Here is a 13,566-nt window from a genome sequence, read left to right as displayed (position 1 = left end):
ACCAGGCTCGGCAGCACACATCATCGCACGGCACAGCGCCCGTCAATCTCTGGAGGAAGCATGAACCGCATTTTCAAACAACTGGGCTGGGCAGCGCTTGCGCTGGCAGGCGCCGGGTCCCTGGGCGTCGTCGCCCTGCAACGTGGCGAACCGATCAGCGCGATCTGGATCGTCATCGCCGCCGTCTGCGTGTATCTGATCGCCTACCGTTTCTACAGCCTGTTCATCGCCGACAAGGTGCTGGGCCTGGACGCACGCCGCATGACGCCCGCTTTCAAGCACAACGATGGCCTCGATCACGTGCCGACGAATAAATATGTGCTGTTCGGCCACCATTTCGCGGCGATCGCCGGCGCCGGCCCCCTGGTCGGCCCCGTGCTGGCCGCGCAGATGGGCTATCTTCCCGGCATGCTATGGATCCTGGCGGGCGTGGTGTTTGCGGGCGCCGTGCAGGATTTCATCGTGCTGTTCATTTCCATGCGCCGCGATGGCCGCTCGCTGGGCGACCTGATCAAGGCTGAACTGGGCGAAATTCCCGGCATGATTGCGCTCCTGGGCTGCTTCATGATCATGGTCATCATCCTGGCCGTACTGGCATTGATCGTCGTCAAGGCGCTGACCGGTTCCCCATGGGGCAGCTTCACCGTGATGGCGACGATCCCCATCGCGCTGTTCATGGGCGTGTATTCGCGCTTCATCCGCGTGGGCCGCATCGGCGAAATTTCCATCATCGGTTTTGTCTTGCTGATGCTGGCCATCATCGGCGGCCAGTACGTGCAGGAACACGCCGTGCTGGGCCCGATGTTCACGTTCACGGGCACGGAACTGACGTGGATGCTGATCGGCTACGGCTTCATCGCTTCCGTGCTGCCCGTGTGGCTGCTGCTGGCGCCGCGCGACTACCTGTCTACTTTTCTCAAAATCGGCACCATCCTGGGCCTGGCCATCGGCATCATCGTCGTTGCGCCGTACCTGAAAATGCCGGCCATGACCAAGTTCATCGACGGCTCCGGCCCCGTCTGGTCGGGCAATCTGTTCCCCTTCCTGTTCATCACGATCGCCTGCGGCGCCGTCTCCGGCTTCCACGCGCTGATTTCCTCGGGCACCACGCCGAAGATGATTGAAAACGAAAGCCACGCCCGCTTCATCGGCTATGGCGCCATGCTGATGGAATCGTTCGTTGCCATCATGGCCCTGGTGGCCGCCTCGACCATCGAGCCGGGCATCTATTTCGCCATGAACAGCCCGGCCGCCCTGATCGGTACAACAGCCGAGTCCGCCGCACAGGCGATCTCGCAGTGGGGTTTCTATGTCACGCCGGACATGCTGACGCAGACGGCCAAGGACGTTGGCGAACACAGCATCATCTCGCGCGCCGGCGGCGCACCGACCCTGGCCGTCGGCATGGCGCAGATTCTGTCCGGCGCCATCGGCGGCAAGGCCATGATGGCCTTCTGGTACCACTTCGCCATTCTGTTCGAAGCGCTGTTCATCCTGACGGCCGTCGATGCGGGCACGCGTGCCGGCCGCTTCATGCTGCAAGACTTGCTGGGCAGCTTCGTGCCAGCTTTGAAACAGACGGAAAACGTCATCGCCAACCTGCTGGCCACGGGCCTGTGCGTGGCGGCCTGGGGCTACTTCCTGTACCAGGGCGTGGTCGATCCGCTGGGCGGCATCAACACCTTGTGGCCGCTGTTCGGCATCGCCAACCAGATGCTGGCGGCCATCGCGCTGATCCTCGGCACTTGCGTGCTGTTCAAGATGAAGCGTGGCCAGTATGCGTGGGTGACCATCACGCCGACGATCTGGCTGCTGCTGTGCACCCTGACGGCGGGCTGGCAAAAGATTTTCGACGCCAACCCGCGCGTCGGCTTCCTCGCGCACGCCAAGAAATATTCGGCGGCCCTGGATGAAGGCACCCTGCTGGCGCCGGCCAAGTCGGTGGCGCAGATGCAACAGATCATCTTCAACGATTACCTGGACGCCGGCCTGGCCGCCTTCTTCGTCATCGTCGTCGTCAGCGTGCTGTTCTTCGGCATCCGCACCATCATGAAGGCGCGCGCCGACAGCCGTCCGAGCACCAAGGAAACGCCGTTCCAGGCCATGCCCACGGTGCAATGATGATAGACGAAATCATCAAGGCTGGACGATATCTGGGGCAAAGCATGCGGCTGATGTGCGGCTTGCCCGAGTACGACACCTACGTGGCCCACCGGGAAGACACCCATCCCGGCGAGCCGATGATGACGTATGAAGAGTTCTTCCGCGAACGGCAGGAAGCCCGCTACGGCGGCGCCGGCAAGCGTGGCGGTTGCTGTTAGCGGACACCTGACCCAGCCTACTGCGCGTCGGTATAGGCGGCTTGCGATGCTCACCGTACTAAAGTACGGTTGCGCTTCTCGGCCACCTCTCCCTTCCGCTCGCTACGGCTGAGTCAGGTGTTGTTGCTCAGCAATAATTTGAGGGCGGTCTTGTGAGACCGCCCTATTCATTTCCTCTCGTATAAGTTCCCCTCCCCTCTCTTCCCTTAGACCCACATCAACATCTGGGTGTGTCTTCGCGTCTATATTTTTCCAATAGGAATTAAATAACAGTCAACGGGCGACCGGGGAAGCAGCGACTCATGTTCAATTTCCAACGCTCCAGCATCAGCCAGAAGCTGACCATGATTTCGGTACTGTCATCGGGCTGCGCGCTGCTGCTGGTGTTCGTGGCGTTTGCGCTGACGTCCGTGCTCAGCCACAAGAACGATGAAGGCAAGCAATTGCTGTCGCTGGCGGGCGTGATCGGTGCGGCCGGCGCGGTGCCTTTGCTGGCGGGAAAATCGGCGCAGGGGCAGGCGGAACAGGTGCTGGCGGCCTTGTCCGCGCGCGACGAGGTGGCCCAGGCGGCTCTGTTCGATAAGGGCGGGCGTTTGTTCGCCCTGTACCGCGCGCCGCAGCATGCGGACGGCCTGCCGGCGCCGGAAGACATGGACCCGGCCTTGCTGGCCGACATGGCCGTACAGCCCGTCACGCAAGGCTCGGGCACGACCCTGGCGCCCGGCATGCGTTTGTACCGTCCCGTCTACCGGGCAGGCGAGCCGCAACAGATCATCGGCGCCGTGCTGATCGAGGCGGACCTGAACCACATGTGGCGCGACATCGGCCGCCACGTGGGCGCCATCGGCGGCGCCACCGTGCTGTCCTTCCTGATCGCCGTGTTCCTCGCGCGGCGCTTCAAGAGCGTGATCGCCGAACCCATCACCAAACTGATCGATACAGCGCAAAAAGTGTCGAGCAGCCAGACCTACAGCCATCGCATCGCGCACCAGCGCAGCGACGAGCTGGGCGTGCTGATCGACAGTTTCAACGACATGCTGGCGCAGATCGACAGCCGCGACAGCACCCTGGCCAATTACCGCGACCAGCTCGAACGCCAGGTGGGCGTGCGCACGGCGCAGCTGGAAAAGGCCAAGGATGCGGCCGAGGCGGCCAGTCACGCGAAAAGCGCCTTCCTCGCCACCATGAGCCATGAAATCCGCACGCCGATGAATGGCGTGCTGGGCATGACGGAACTGCTGCTGGCCAGCCCGTTGAGCCCGCAGCAGCGCCACTACACGAGCATGGTGCAGCGCTCGGGACAGAATTTGCTGGTGATCATCAACGACATCCTCGACTTTTCCAAGATCGAGGCGGGCAAGCTGAGCGTGGAATACATCCGCTTCAATTTCCGCGAATTGCTCGACGACATAGAACACGTGTTCGCGCCGCAGGCGGAAGCGAAAAACATCAGCCTGGAATTCGATATCGCCTACGACATCCCCATCGCCATCTGCGGCGACCCGAACCGTTTGCGCCAGATCATCGTCAATCTGCTGGGCAACGCCATCAAGTTCACGGAAACGGGCAAGGTCACGGTGAAAGTGACCGTGTGCAGCGAAGACGCGCCCAGCGTGGGCCTGCGTTTCGAGGTGCATGACACGGGCATCGGCGTGTCGAACGAGGCGCAGACGCGCATCTTCGAATCGTTTTCGCAGGCGGATGGCTCGACCACGCGCAAGCACGGCGGCACTGGCCTGGGGCTGACGATCTCGAAACAGCTGGTGGAGCTGATGGGCGGCACTATCGGCGTTGATAATGCTTTAACGCAAGGCTCGATCTTCTGGTTCGAAGTAAATTTCGATAAGCGGCGGGTCGACAGTGACGACCCGTCCTTCAACCTGAAAACCACGCGAGGGTTACGCGCCTTGATCGTCGACCACACACCCGCCACGCGCGCCGTGCTGGAGCGGCAACTGGCCAGCTGGCACATCGTCAGCGACAGCGCCGGCACGGCCAGCGACTGCCTGGGCAAGCTGCGCGCGGCGGCCCAGGCCGGCACGCCGTATGCCGTGGCCCTGCTGGACATGGAATTGCCGCGCACCAGCGGCCTGGCCCTGGCCGCCAACATCAAGAGCGATCCGCTGCTGGCCGACCTCAAATTACTGCTGCTGAGCACGGAACAGGCGGCGGCCGATCCCGTGCAGCGGCGCGAGGCGGGCGTGGCCTTCCAGCTGATCAAGCCGGCCCGCGAATGCGACCTGTTCGACTGCATCGTCACGCCGCCGCGCGCCAGCGACAGCCTGCGCATCCATCCGCCGCACACGGCGCGCCAGGTGGGCCGGCGCCAGCGCCGCCGCGTACTGCTGGCCGAGGACAATGCCGTCAACGTGGAAGTGGCGCTGGCCATGCTCGACAGCCTGGGCCTGGACGTCGTCTGCGCGCGCAACGGCGAAGAAGCCTTGCAGGCGGCGCAGGCCGAGGATTTCGATTTGATCTTGATGGATTGCCAGATGCCGGTGATGGATGGCTTTGCCGCCACGGCGGAAATCCGCCGCCACGAACAGCAGTGCGGCCACGCGCGCGTGCTGCCCATCGTCGCCATCACGGCCAATGCGCTGCAGGGCGACCGCGAAGCATGCCTGGCGGCCGGCATGGACGATTACCTGAGCAAACCGTTCACGCAGCAAGACCTGGGCCACACGATCGCCCGCTGGATCACCCTGCCGCGCGCGGCCACCGTGCACCACAGCGAAGCGCCGCAGTCACACACGCCGCAGGAGGCGCCGCCCGAAGTGCCACCGCCTGCGCCTGCCTCCGCGATATCGGCCCAGCCGCTGAACCGGCAGGCGCTGGAAAACATCCGCGCCCTGTCCGGCACGGATGGCGATGCGCTGCTCGAACGGGTCATCCTCGCCTTTACCAGCGAGACGCCGCGCCAATTGACCGCCATGCGCGAAGCGATTGCCGGCGCGGATGCGGAAGCGCTGCGCAAGGTGGCGCACAGCCTCAAGTCGGGCAGCGCCAACGTGGGCGCCGACGGCCTGGCGCAGCTGTGCAAGGAGATGGAAAAACTGGGCCGCGCCGGCAGCACCGAGGGCGCGGCTCCCCTGCTGCAAGAAATGCAGCAGGCCTTCCTGGCCGTACGCGAATCGCTGAACGCCATCCTCGTGAAGGAACACTGACATGACAGCGCCCCTCTCCCCTCCCCGCGGCCTGGTGCTGGTGGCCGATGACGATCCCGTGATGCGCTTGCTGATGCGGCAAATGCTCACGCAGGTGGGCCTGGACGTGATCGAGGCCGAGGACGGCGTGCAGGCCCTGGCCAGCTACAAGCACAGCGGGCCGGACCTGGTCATGCTCGACGTCGACATGCCGGCCATGGACGGCTTTGCCGTATGCCGCGAAATCCGCCACCAGGAAGTGGGCGGCACGGTGCCCATCATCATGGTCACGGGCGGCGACGAACTGGAAGCCGTCACGCGCGCCTACGAGGTGGGCGCCACGGATTTCATTTCCAAGCCCATCAACTGGCCCATCCTCGGCCACCGCGTGCTGTACGTGCTGCGCGCCAGCGACGCCATCGCCCGCCTGCGCATCGCCGACGCGCACAACCGCGCCGTGCTGGCCGCCATCCCCGACACCTTCTTCCGCCTGAACCGCGAAGGCTTTTATCTCGACTACGAACAGGGCCACGACGCCAGCGCCGGCTTTTCCCTCAGCGACTGCGTGGGCAGCCATATCCGCGACGTGCTGCCGCCCGAAATCGCCGCGCGCCTGCTGGACCAGGCGCACGCCGTGCTGGCCACCCAGCATATCGGCTCGGTCGACTACACGCTCACACACGAAGACAGCACGCGCCATTTCGAGGCGCGCCTGGTGGCGACGGGGGCCGATGAAGTGCTGGGCCTGGTGCGCGACATCAGCGAGCGCAAGCGCACGGAAGAGCAGATCCGCCGCCTCGCCTATTGCGACAGCCTGACGGGCATCCCCAACCGCCAAGCGTTCCTGGAAACGCTGGAGCGCGAACTGGTGCGCTCGAAAGAACACGACAAGAAATTCGCCGTGCTGTTCATGGACCTCGACGCTTTCAAGCGCATCAACGACACCCTGGGACACGACGTGGGCGACCATTTGCTCAAGGTGGTGTCCGAACGCCTGCGCGAAACCATCCGCCCCAGCGACCTGGTGCTGCGCGCCGAGTATGAACTCGACGGCATCTCCGGCGGCAGCAACCTGGCGCGCCTGGGCGGCGACGAATTCACGATCCTGATTCCCGACCTGGAGCGGGTGGAGGACGCGCTCAACGTGGCGCATCGCGTCAAGGAAGCCATGCGCCGGCCCTTCATGATCGAAGGACACGAGATTTTCGTCACGGCCAGCATCGGCATCTCGCTGTATCCGGAAGATGGCGAGGACTGCAACTCGCTGCTCAAATATGCGGACACGGCCATGTACCACGCGAAGAACTGCGGCAAGAACAACGCCAAGCTGTACAGCTCATCGCTGACGATGGAAATCATGAGCCACGTCAAGATGGAAGTGGGCCTGCGCAAAGCCTTGCAGAACAACGAGCTGTATCTGCTGTACCAGCCGCAGATCGACGTGCCCAGCACGCAGATCGTCGGCGTGGAAGCGCTGGTCCGCTGGCGCCATCCCGAGCGGGGCATCATCTCGCCCACGGAATTCATCCCGCTGGCCGAAGAGACGGGACTCATCGTGCCGATAGGCGAATGGGTGCTGCGCACAGCGTGCAACCAGGCCAAGGCGTGGCAAAGCGATGGCGGACGGGCCATCCGCATGGCCGTGAACCTGTCGGCCAAGCAATTCAAGGATGAAAACCTGATGCAGATCGTGCTCTCGGCCCTGGCCGACACGGGCCTCGACGCGCGCCTGCTGGAACTGGAATTGACGGAAGGGACGTTGATGGACGATGCGCGCGCCACCATGGTGACCCTGGAGCAATTGCGCGGCATCGGCGTGTACCTGTCGATCGACGACTTCGGCACGGGATATTCTTCAATGAATTACCTGAAACGCTTCGACGTGCGGGCCTTGAAGATCGACAAGAGTTTTATTGCCGGCTTGCCGCAGGATACGGAAAACGCGGCCATCACGCGCGCCATCATCGCCATGGCGCATGGCTTGAAGATGGTGGTGGTGGCCGAGGGCGTGGAAACGGACGAGCAACTGCTGATGCTGGAAGAATACGGCTGCGACATGGCGCAGGGATACTTCCTGGGCCACCCGTCGCCGCACGACACGATCACGGCCATGCTGGCCAGGCAGAGGGGCCAGCTGGCCAGCGTGGAAACTAGAGCACTTCGAAGGCAAGGATTTGCGTGACTTGCTGGGCGTTGAAATTATCGTCGGAAATCATCACCAGGCTGCGGCGGCCGTTTTCCAGACGCGGCCCCCAGCTGATGCCTTCGATATTGTCGACTCTTTCAAGGCCGGTCTTTTCCAGGTCCAGCAGCAATCGCTTGCGCGCAGGCACATAGCTGGCGCCCGCCAGCGCCGGGATGGCCTGGATATCGGTGGCGCCCTGCGTTTCCATCTCGTAGATGCGCACGTGATTCGTGTAGAGGCCGTCGGCGTGTTCCACGCCGGCCCGCTCCACCACCAGCAGCTGGTGATCGTTGACGGCGAGGATTTCCGACACGCCATTGTCCGCTTCCTTCCCCGGCGCGGGCCGCGACGCCACGGGCTCAATCGGATACGCGTACTGGCCCAGCACGGTGCCGGCGCGGTCCAGGCGCGTGATGCGCACCACGGAGCCGATGTCGGGCGTGGCCAGCGGAGCATCCTGGTACAGGGCCGCTTCCATGCCCAGCCACAGGCTCTTGCCATCCGACGAAAACGACAGCGCTTCAAAGCTCATGTTGTTGCGCGAGCCGATTTCGTCCTTCGCAACCTTGAACATGGCGGGCGTGGGCAAGGTGGCCAGGTAGTGGCCGCCACTATCGGCATGGCGCACGAACGGGTCCAAGCCCACCTTGCGGTTGCCTTCGCTGCCGTACCACAGGCTGCCGTCCTGAGGATCGACGCGGATGGTTTCGATGTCGGGCACCTGGTCGCCCTGCTCCAGCTTTGCATGCGCCAGGTTCGGATAGCGGCTGCCGTCGGGCTGCGTGAAGAAATGCACGCTGGCCAGGGTCACGCCCGTAAACGCCTTGCTGTCATAGGCCAAGGTGGCGCGGTAAAAGCGGGCCGGATTGATTGCCGAGCGGTCATCGCTTTCCATCACCCAGCTCTTGTTGGCCGCATCGTAATCGATGCCGGACAAGCCGCCCACCGTGGTGCCCTCGAACGGCTGCTTGAGCGCGATGCGCTGCTCGCCGATCAGGCGCAAGCCCGTGACCGGTGCGTCGTGGGGGAAGCTGGCGCAGGCGGAGAGGAGGATGGAGATGGCCAGCGCGGGGATCAGACGCGCACGGGGGGCGCGGAGGGACGACTGCTTCACGATATTCCTTAATAAAACCCAAAGGACAGAATCCGGGGTCGGACCCTGAGGGTCCGACCCCAGCCCTTGCCTGGGGTCAAGATGATTTACCAAGCTAAACCTACACCACCCCATCCGCCTTGAGCCGCGCGATGGCGGCCGCGTCAAACCCCAGCGACGCCAGCACCTCGTCGTTGTGCTGGCCCAGGGTCGGCCCCAGCCACTGCGTCTTGCCCGGCGTGGCGGACAGTTTCGGGCTGATCGCCGGCAATTTCACGGGCGTACCGTCGGCGAAATGGTGTTGTTCAAACATGTCGCGGGCGAGGAATTGCGGGTCGCTCAGCATGTCGCGCACCGAGTAGATTTTGCCGGCCGGTACGTCGGCTGCTTTCAGCACGGCCAGCGCGCTGTCTATCGTGTGCGTGGCGCACCAGGCGCCGATGGCGTCGTCGATTTCCTGCGTGCGTGCCACCCGGCCGTCGTTGCGCGCCAGTTGCGGGTCGCCCGCCATGTCGATGCGGCCCATGGCCAGCATCAAGCGCTTGAAGATGGCGTCGCCATTGCCCGCGATGACGATGTTTTCGCCGTCGCCCGTCGTGTAGGTATTCGAGGGTACGATGCCGGGCAGCGAGCCGCCCGTACGCTCGCGCACCACGCCCGCCTGGTCGTATTCGGGCACCAGCGATTCCATCAGGTTGAACACGGATTCGTACAGGGCCACGTCGACCATCTGTCCTTCGCCGCCATCCCGGCCACCCGTCACGTCGCGGTGACGCAGGGCCATCATGGCGCCGATCACGCCGTGCAGGGCCGCCACGGAGTCGCCAATCGACACGCCCACGCGCACGGGCGGGCGGTCGGCAAAGCCGGACACGTAGCGCAAGCCGCCCATCGATTCGCCGATGGCGCCGAAACCGGGCAAGTCCTTCATCGGCCCCGTCTGGCCAAAGCCGGACAGGCGCACCATGATGAGCGACGGTTTCTCTTTCTTGAGCTGCTCGTAGCCGAGATCCCACTTTTCCAGCACGCCTGGGCGGTAGTTCTCGATGATGATGTCCGCTTCCAGGGCCAGCTGGCGCGCGATGGCGCGGCCCTCGGGCGACTTCAGGTTCAAGGTGATGCTTTTCTTGTTGCGTGCCTGCACCGACCACCACAGGGAGGTGCCATCCTTCAGCACCCGCCAGGTACGGATGGGGTCGCCGCCATCGGGCGACTCGATCTTGATCACGTCGGCGCCGAATTCGGCCAGCATGCGGGCACAGAAGGGCCCCGCGATCAGGGTGCCCAGTTCCAGCACTTTAATGCCTTGCAATGGACCAGTGGTCGCGGAGGATGTTGTCATGTTGTGCTCAGGTTGCCCTGCGGTCGAGCATCGCGCGGGCAATCGTGCCCGCGTCGACGTATTCCAGTTCGCCGCCCACGGGCACGCCGCGGGCCAGGCGGCTCACGCGCAAGCCGCGCGCCTTCAGCATTTCGCTGATGTAGTGGGCCGTGGCTTCGCCTTCATTCGTGAAATTGGTGGCCAGCACCACTTCGCCGACCACGCCATCGTTGGCGCGGTTCAGCAATTTTTCGAGGTGGATATCTTTCGGGCCGATGCCGTCCAGCGGAGAGAGTCGCCCCATGAGGACGAAATACAGGCCCTTGTAGGTGAGCGTCTGCTCGATCATCAGCTGGTCGGCGGGCGTTTCCACCACGCACAGCAAGCGCTTGTCGCGCTCTTCGTCGAGACAGGTCTCGCACACTTCGTGTTCGGTAAACGTATTGCACAGGCCGCAGTGATGCACGGCATCGACGGCCTGGAACAGGGCGCGCGACAGCATGGCCGCGCCTTCCCTATCGTGCTGCAACAAATGAAACGCCATCCGCTGCGCCGACTTGGGGCCGACGCCGGGCAGGCGCCGCAGCGCCTCGGTCAGGAATTCAAGCGACTTGGACATGGATCAACCTTGTCCCGTGCCATAGATCGAACGCATGCGGTATGGCATCAGAATGGCATTTTGAAGCCGGCTGGCAAGTTCATGCCGCCAGTCAAGCCCGCCATTTTTTCAGCGGACGTCGCTTCCGCCTTGCGCACGGCGTCGTTGAAGGCGGCCGCTACCAGGTCTTCCAGCATGTCCTTGTCGTCGGCCAGCAGCGACGGGTCGATGGAGACGCGCTTGACGTCGTTCTTGCACGTCATGACGATTTTGACGAGGCCGGCACCGGACTGGCCTTCCACTTCCACCAGCGCCAGTTGTTCCTGGGCCTTTTTCATGTTGTCTTGCATTGCTTGCGCCTGCTTCATCAGGCCAGCCAGTTGATTTTTCATCATGAGAATGCTCCGTTCAATTCAGTTTGTGAGTGTGTTAATCATCAATGCAGGGTCGGCGCGGCGGAGCCGGCCGGTGCAGGGGTAATCGTTCCCGGCACAACAAAAGCGTCGAATGCACGCTTCATGTCGAGCACGAAGGGATCGCTGGCGATGGTTTCTTCCGCTTGCAGCTGGCACGCCTCGCGGTGGGCCTGCGCTTCCGCGCTGGCCGTATACCAGACCGCGCCCAGTTCCGTATCGACATTGACCTTGCGGCCGAAGCGCTCGCTCAGCACGGCAGCCAGTTTTTCCACGTTGGCCGGACTGCGCCACGTGTCGATCGGCACGCGCAGGCGGAACGTGGTGCTGTGACCGTCGTGCAGGCATTCGATCAGCTCGGCCTGCACGGCCAATTGCTGGGCTATGCCGCGCAGGGGCAGCACGGCGGCGACGGCCGGCCAGTTGCCGTCCCAGTCCAGGCCAGGCACGGGCGTGATCACATACGGTCCGCTGGGCGCGGCTTGCTTGGCGGCACGCTGCGGCATGATGACGGCCGGCTGCTCGCTGCTCTGCGCGGCGGGCGCCGACACGGCCGCGGAGGCGCTGTCGTCGGAAAATTCGGTGACCCACGGCGGCAAGTCGTCGTCGGCGGGCGCCTGCTGCTGTGGCGGCGCCTGGCGTACCGGTGCCGCCGCCGGTACGGATACCGGTGCTTCCATCACGGCCACGGGTGGCGCGTCGTCCCACGGCGCCGGCGCTTTCGCGGCGGTGGGCGGTGGCGGCGGGGCTGCCTGGACCGGCGCGGCCGGGGCAGCGGCGGCAGGCGCCACTGCTGGTACCGGTGCGGCTGGCTTGGGCGCCGACGATGGCGCCGACGGCGCGCTGCCCGGACGGCCCTTCGAGGCGGCGCGAGCCGCTTCCAGCGCCGCATTGATGGCGGCGCGCGCGGAACTGATCGGGGCGCCCGATGCGGCCGGGGCAGCCGCAGCAGGAGCAGCCGCTGGCGGCGTAGCGAGCGGCGGCGCCATTGGTGCCGGCGCCGGTGCAGCGGCTGGCGCCGGCGCAGCCGCGCGTGGCGGCGGCGCTTCGCTGCGCGCCATGCTGGCGGCTGCGGCGGCGACCACGGCGGGCGGTGTCACGGCGGCGTGGCTGGCCACGCTGTTCGTGGCGGCGCGGGCGGCGGGAGCCGAAGCCCCAGCCGCGGCGCGCGCGGCGGCCACGGCGGCCGGACGGTTGCCCGTGGCAGCGGCCGGTGCAGCCGGCACGCCATCGGCGCCGCCTATGCCGGGCCGAAAGGCCAGCATGCGCAGCAGGGTCATGGTAAAGCCCGCGTATTCATCGGGCGCCAGGCCCAGCTCATTGCGGCCATGCACGGCGATCTGGTAAAACAGCTGCACTTCTTCCGCGTCAAACGCGGAAGCCAGGCGCACGATGTCCGCGTATTCGGGCAAGTCCTGCGGCAAGGCGGCGGGTACGGTTTGCGCCAGCGCAATGCGGTGCAACAAGGTGCCCAGATCTTGCAGGGCGCCGTTGTAGGACAGGCTGCGCGAAGCCATCTCGTCGGCCACGGCCAGGAGATCGGCGCCATCCTGCTGCGCCAGCGCGTCGAGCAGGCGCACCAGATACGACTGGTCGAGCGCACCCAGCATGCCTTGCACGGCGTCCAGCGTGACTTCGCCAGCCGCATACGCGATGGCCTGGTCCGTCAAGGACAGCGCGTCGCGCATGGAGCCGTGGGCGCCCTGGGCCAGCAAGCGCAAGGCCGGCTGTTCGAAGGCGATGCCCTCCTGCCCCAGGATATTGTCCAGGTGGCTGATGATGTGGCCGGGCGGCATCTGCTTGAGGTTGAACTGCAGGCAGCGCGACAGCACGGTCACGGGAATCTTTTGCGGGTCCGTCGTGGCCAGGATGAACTTCACGTGCTCGGGCGGCTCTTCCAGTGTCTTCAGCATGGAATTGAACGCGTGGTTCGTCAGCATGTGCACCTCATCGATCATATAGACCTTGAAGCGCGCATTGCTTGGCGCATACACGGCTTGCTCGAGCAGCTGCGCCATTTCATCGACGCCACGGTTCGATGCCGCATCCATCTCTATATAGTCGACAAAGCGTCCCGCATCGATCGCCGTGCACGCTTCGCACACGCCGCAAGGCTGGGCCGTGATGCCGCCCGTGCCATCAGGGCCGATGCAATTGAGCGACTTGGCCAGGATGCGCGACAGGGTCGTCTTGCCGACGCCGCGCGTGCCCGTGAACAGGTAGGCGTGATGCAATCGGCCGCTGTGCAAGGCATGCGTGAGCGCGCGCACGACGTGCTCCTGGCCGACGAGCGTCTCGAAATTCTTGGGGCGGTATTTACGGGCGAGGACTTGATAGGACATGCTGAGATTTTACCATGCGATTTTGCGGGTGATCCTGCGCGGCGGGCGCAAGCCTCATGGCCGGGCCATTCAAAATGGCAAACGCGGCAAAGCAGCAATTGTATAACATGGCCAGCTGGAAATATGGAAAACACGGCAAGCCTGGCAATG

At 64.5% G+C, this 13,566-nt stretch carries 9 protein-coding genes; 4 read left to right on the top strand and 5 right to left on the bottom strand.

Going from position 1 to position 13,566, the window contains the following annotated elements:
* The first annotated feature begins 60 nt into the window (after nucleotides 1-60).
* The 4 genes from JAB1_RS00525 to JAB1_RS00510 all read left to right on the top strand — a co-directional run bounded on the left by JAB1_RS00525 (nucleotide 61) and on the right by JAB1_RS00510 (nucleotide 7,646).
* On the top strand, nucleotides 61-2,121 hold the full coding sequence (locus JAB1_RS00525) for a carbon starvation CstA family protein (RefSeq protein WP_034786604.1): 2,061 nt from the start codon (nucleotides 61-63) through the stop codon (nucleotides 2,119-2,121).
* Nucleotides 2,121-2,321, top strand: coding sequence for a YbdD/YjiX family protein (locus JAB1_RS00520; RefSeq protein ID WP_070278097.1), 201 nt, complete (start codon nucleotides 2,121-2,123; stop codon nucleotides 2,319-2,321). Before JAB1_RS00525 ends, JAB1_RS00520 begins: the two co-directional genes overlap by 1 nt.
* Nucleotides 2,322-2,623: 302 nt before the next feature.
* Nucleotides 2,624-5,485 (top strand): response regulator, encoded by a 2,862-nt coding sequence (locus tag JAB1_RS00515; protein WP_070278046.1) that lies wholly within the window; start codon nucleotides 2,624-2,626, stop codon nucleotides 5,483-5,485.
* Nucleotide 5,486: 1 nt separating this feature from the next.
* Nucleotides 5,487-7,646 carry an EAL domain-containing protein gene (locus JAB1_RS00510; RefSeq protein WP_034786602.1) on the top strand — a complete coding sequence of 720 codons (2,160 nt, stop codon included), beginning with the start codon at nucleotides 5,487-5,489 and terminating at the stop codon, nucleotides 7,644-7,646.
* Here JAB1_RS00510 and JAB1_RS00505 read toward each other — a convergent pair.
* From JAB1_RS00505 to dnaX, 5 genes are all read right to left on the bottom strand, one after another.
* Nucleotides 7,615-8,763 carry an esterase-like activity of phytase family protein gene (locus JAB1_RS00505; RefSeq protein WP_070278044.1) on the bottom strand — a complete coding sequence of 383 codons (1,149 nt, stop codon included), beginning with the start codon at nucleotides 8,761-8,763 and terminating at the stop codon, nucleotides 7,615-7,617. The two genes, JAB1_RS00510 and JAB1_RS00505, sit on opposite strands and share 32 nt — an antisense overlap.
* Nucleotides 8,764-8,863: 100 nt before the next feature.
* Entirely contained in the window at nucleotides 8,864-10,084 is a 1,221-nt protein-coding gene (locus JAB1_RS00500; RefSeq protein ID WP_070255267.1) for a CaiB/BaiF CoA-transferase family protein, read from the bottom strand.
* A gap of 7 nt (nucleotides 10,085-10,091) precedes the next feature.
* Complete coding sequence (gene recR / locus JAB1_RS00495) at nucleotides 10,092-10,682, bottom strand: recombination mediator RecR (RefSeq protein WP_034786598.1); 591 nt, start codon at nucleotides 10,680-10,682, stop codon at nucleotides 10,092-10,094.
* Nucleotides 10,683-10,729: 47 nt separating this feature from the next.
* Nucleotides 10,730-11,056 carry a YbaB/EbfC family nucleoid-associated protein gene (locus JAB1_RS00490; protein ID WP_034759121.1) on the bottom strand — a complete coding sequence of 109 codons (327 nt, stop codon included), beginning with the start codon at nucleotides 11,054-11,056 and terminating at the stop codon, nucleotides 10,730-10,732.
* Nucleotides 11,057-11,097: 41 nt separating this feature from the next.
* Nucleotides 11,098-13,416 (bottom strand): DNA polymerase III subunit gamma/tau, encoded by a 2,319-nt coding sequence (gene dnaX, locus JAB1_RS00485; RefSeq protein ID WP_070278042.1) that lies wholly within the window; start codon nucleotides 13,414-13,416, stop codon nucleotides 11,098-11,100.
* Between the last annotated feature and the right edge of the window lie 150 nt (nucleotides 13,417-13,566).

Source organism: Janthinobacterium sp. MP5059B (assembly GCF_001758645.1).
GTDB lineage: Bacteria > Pseudomonadota > Gammaproteobacteria > Burkholderiales > Burkholderiaceae_D > Janthinobacterium > Janthinobacterium lividum.
This window is presented reverse-complemented; position numbering and strand designations above follow the sequence as displayed.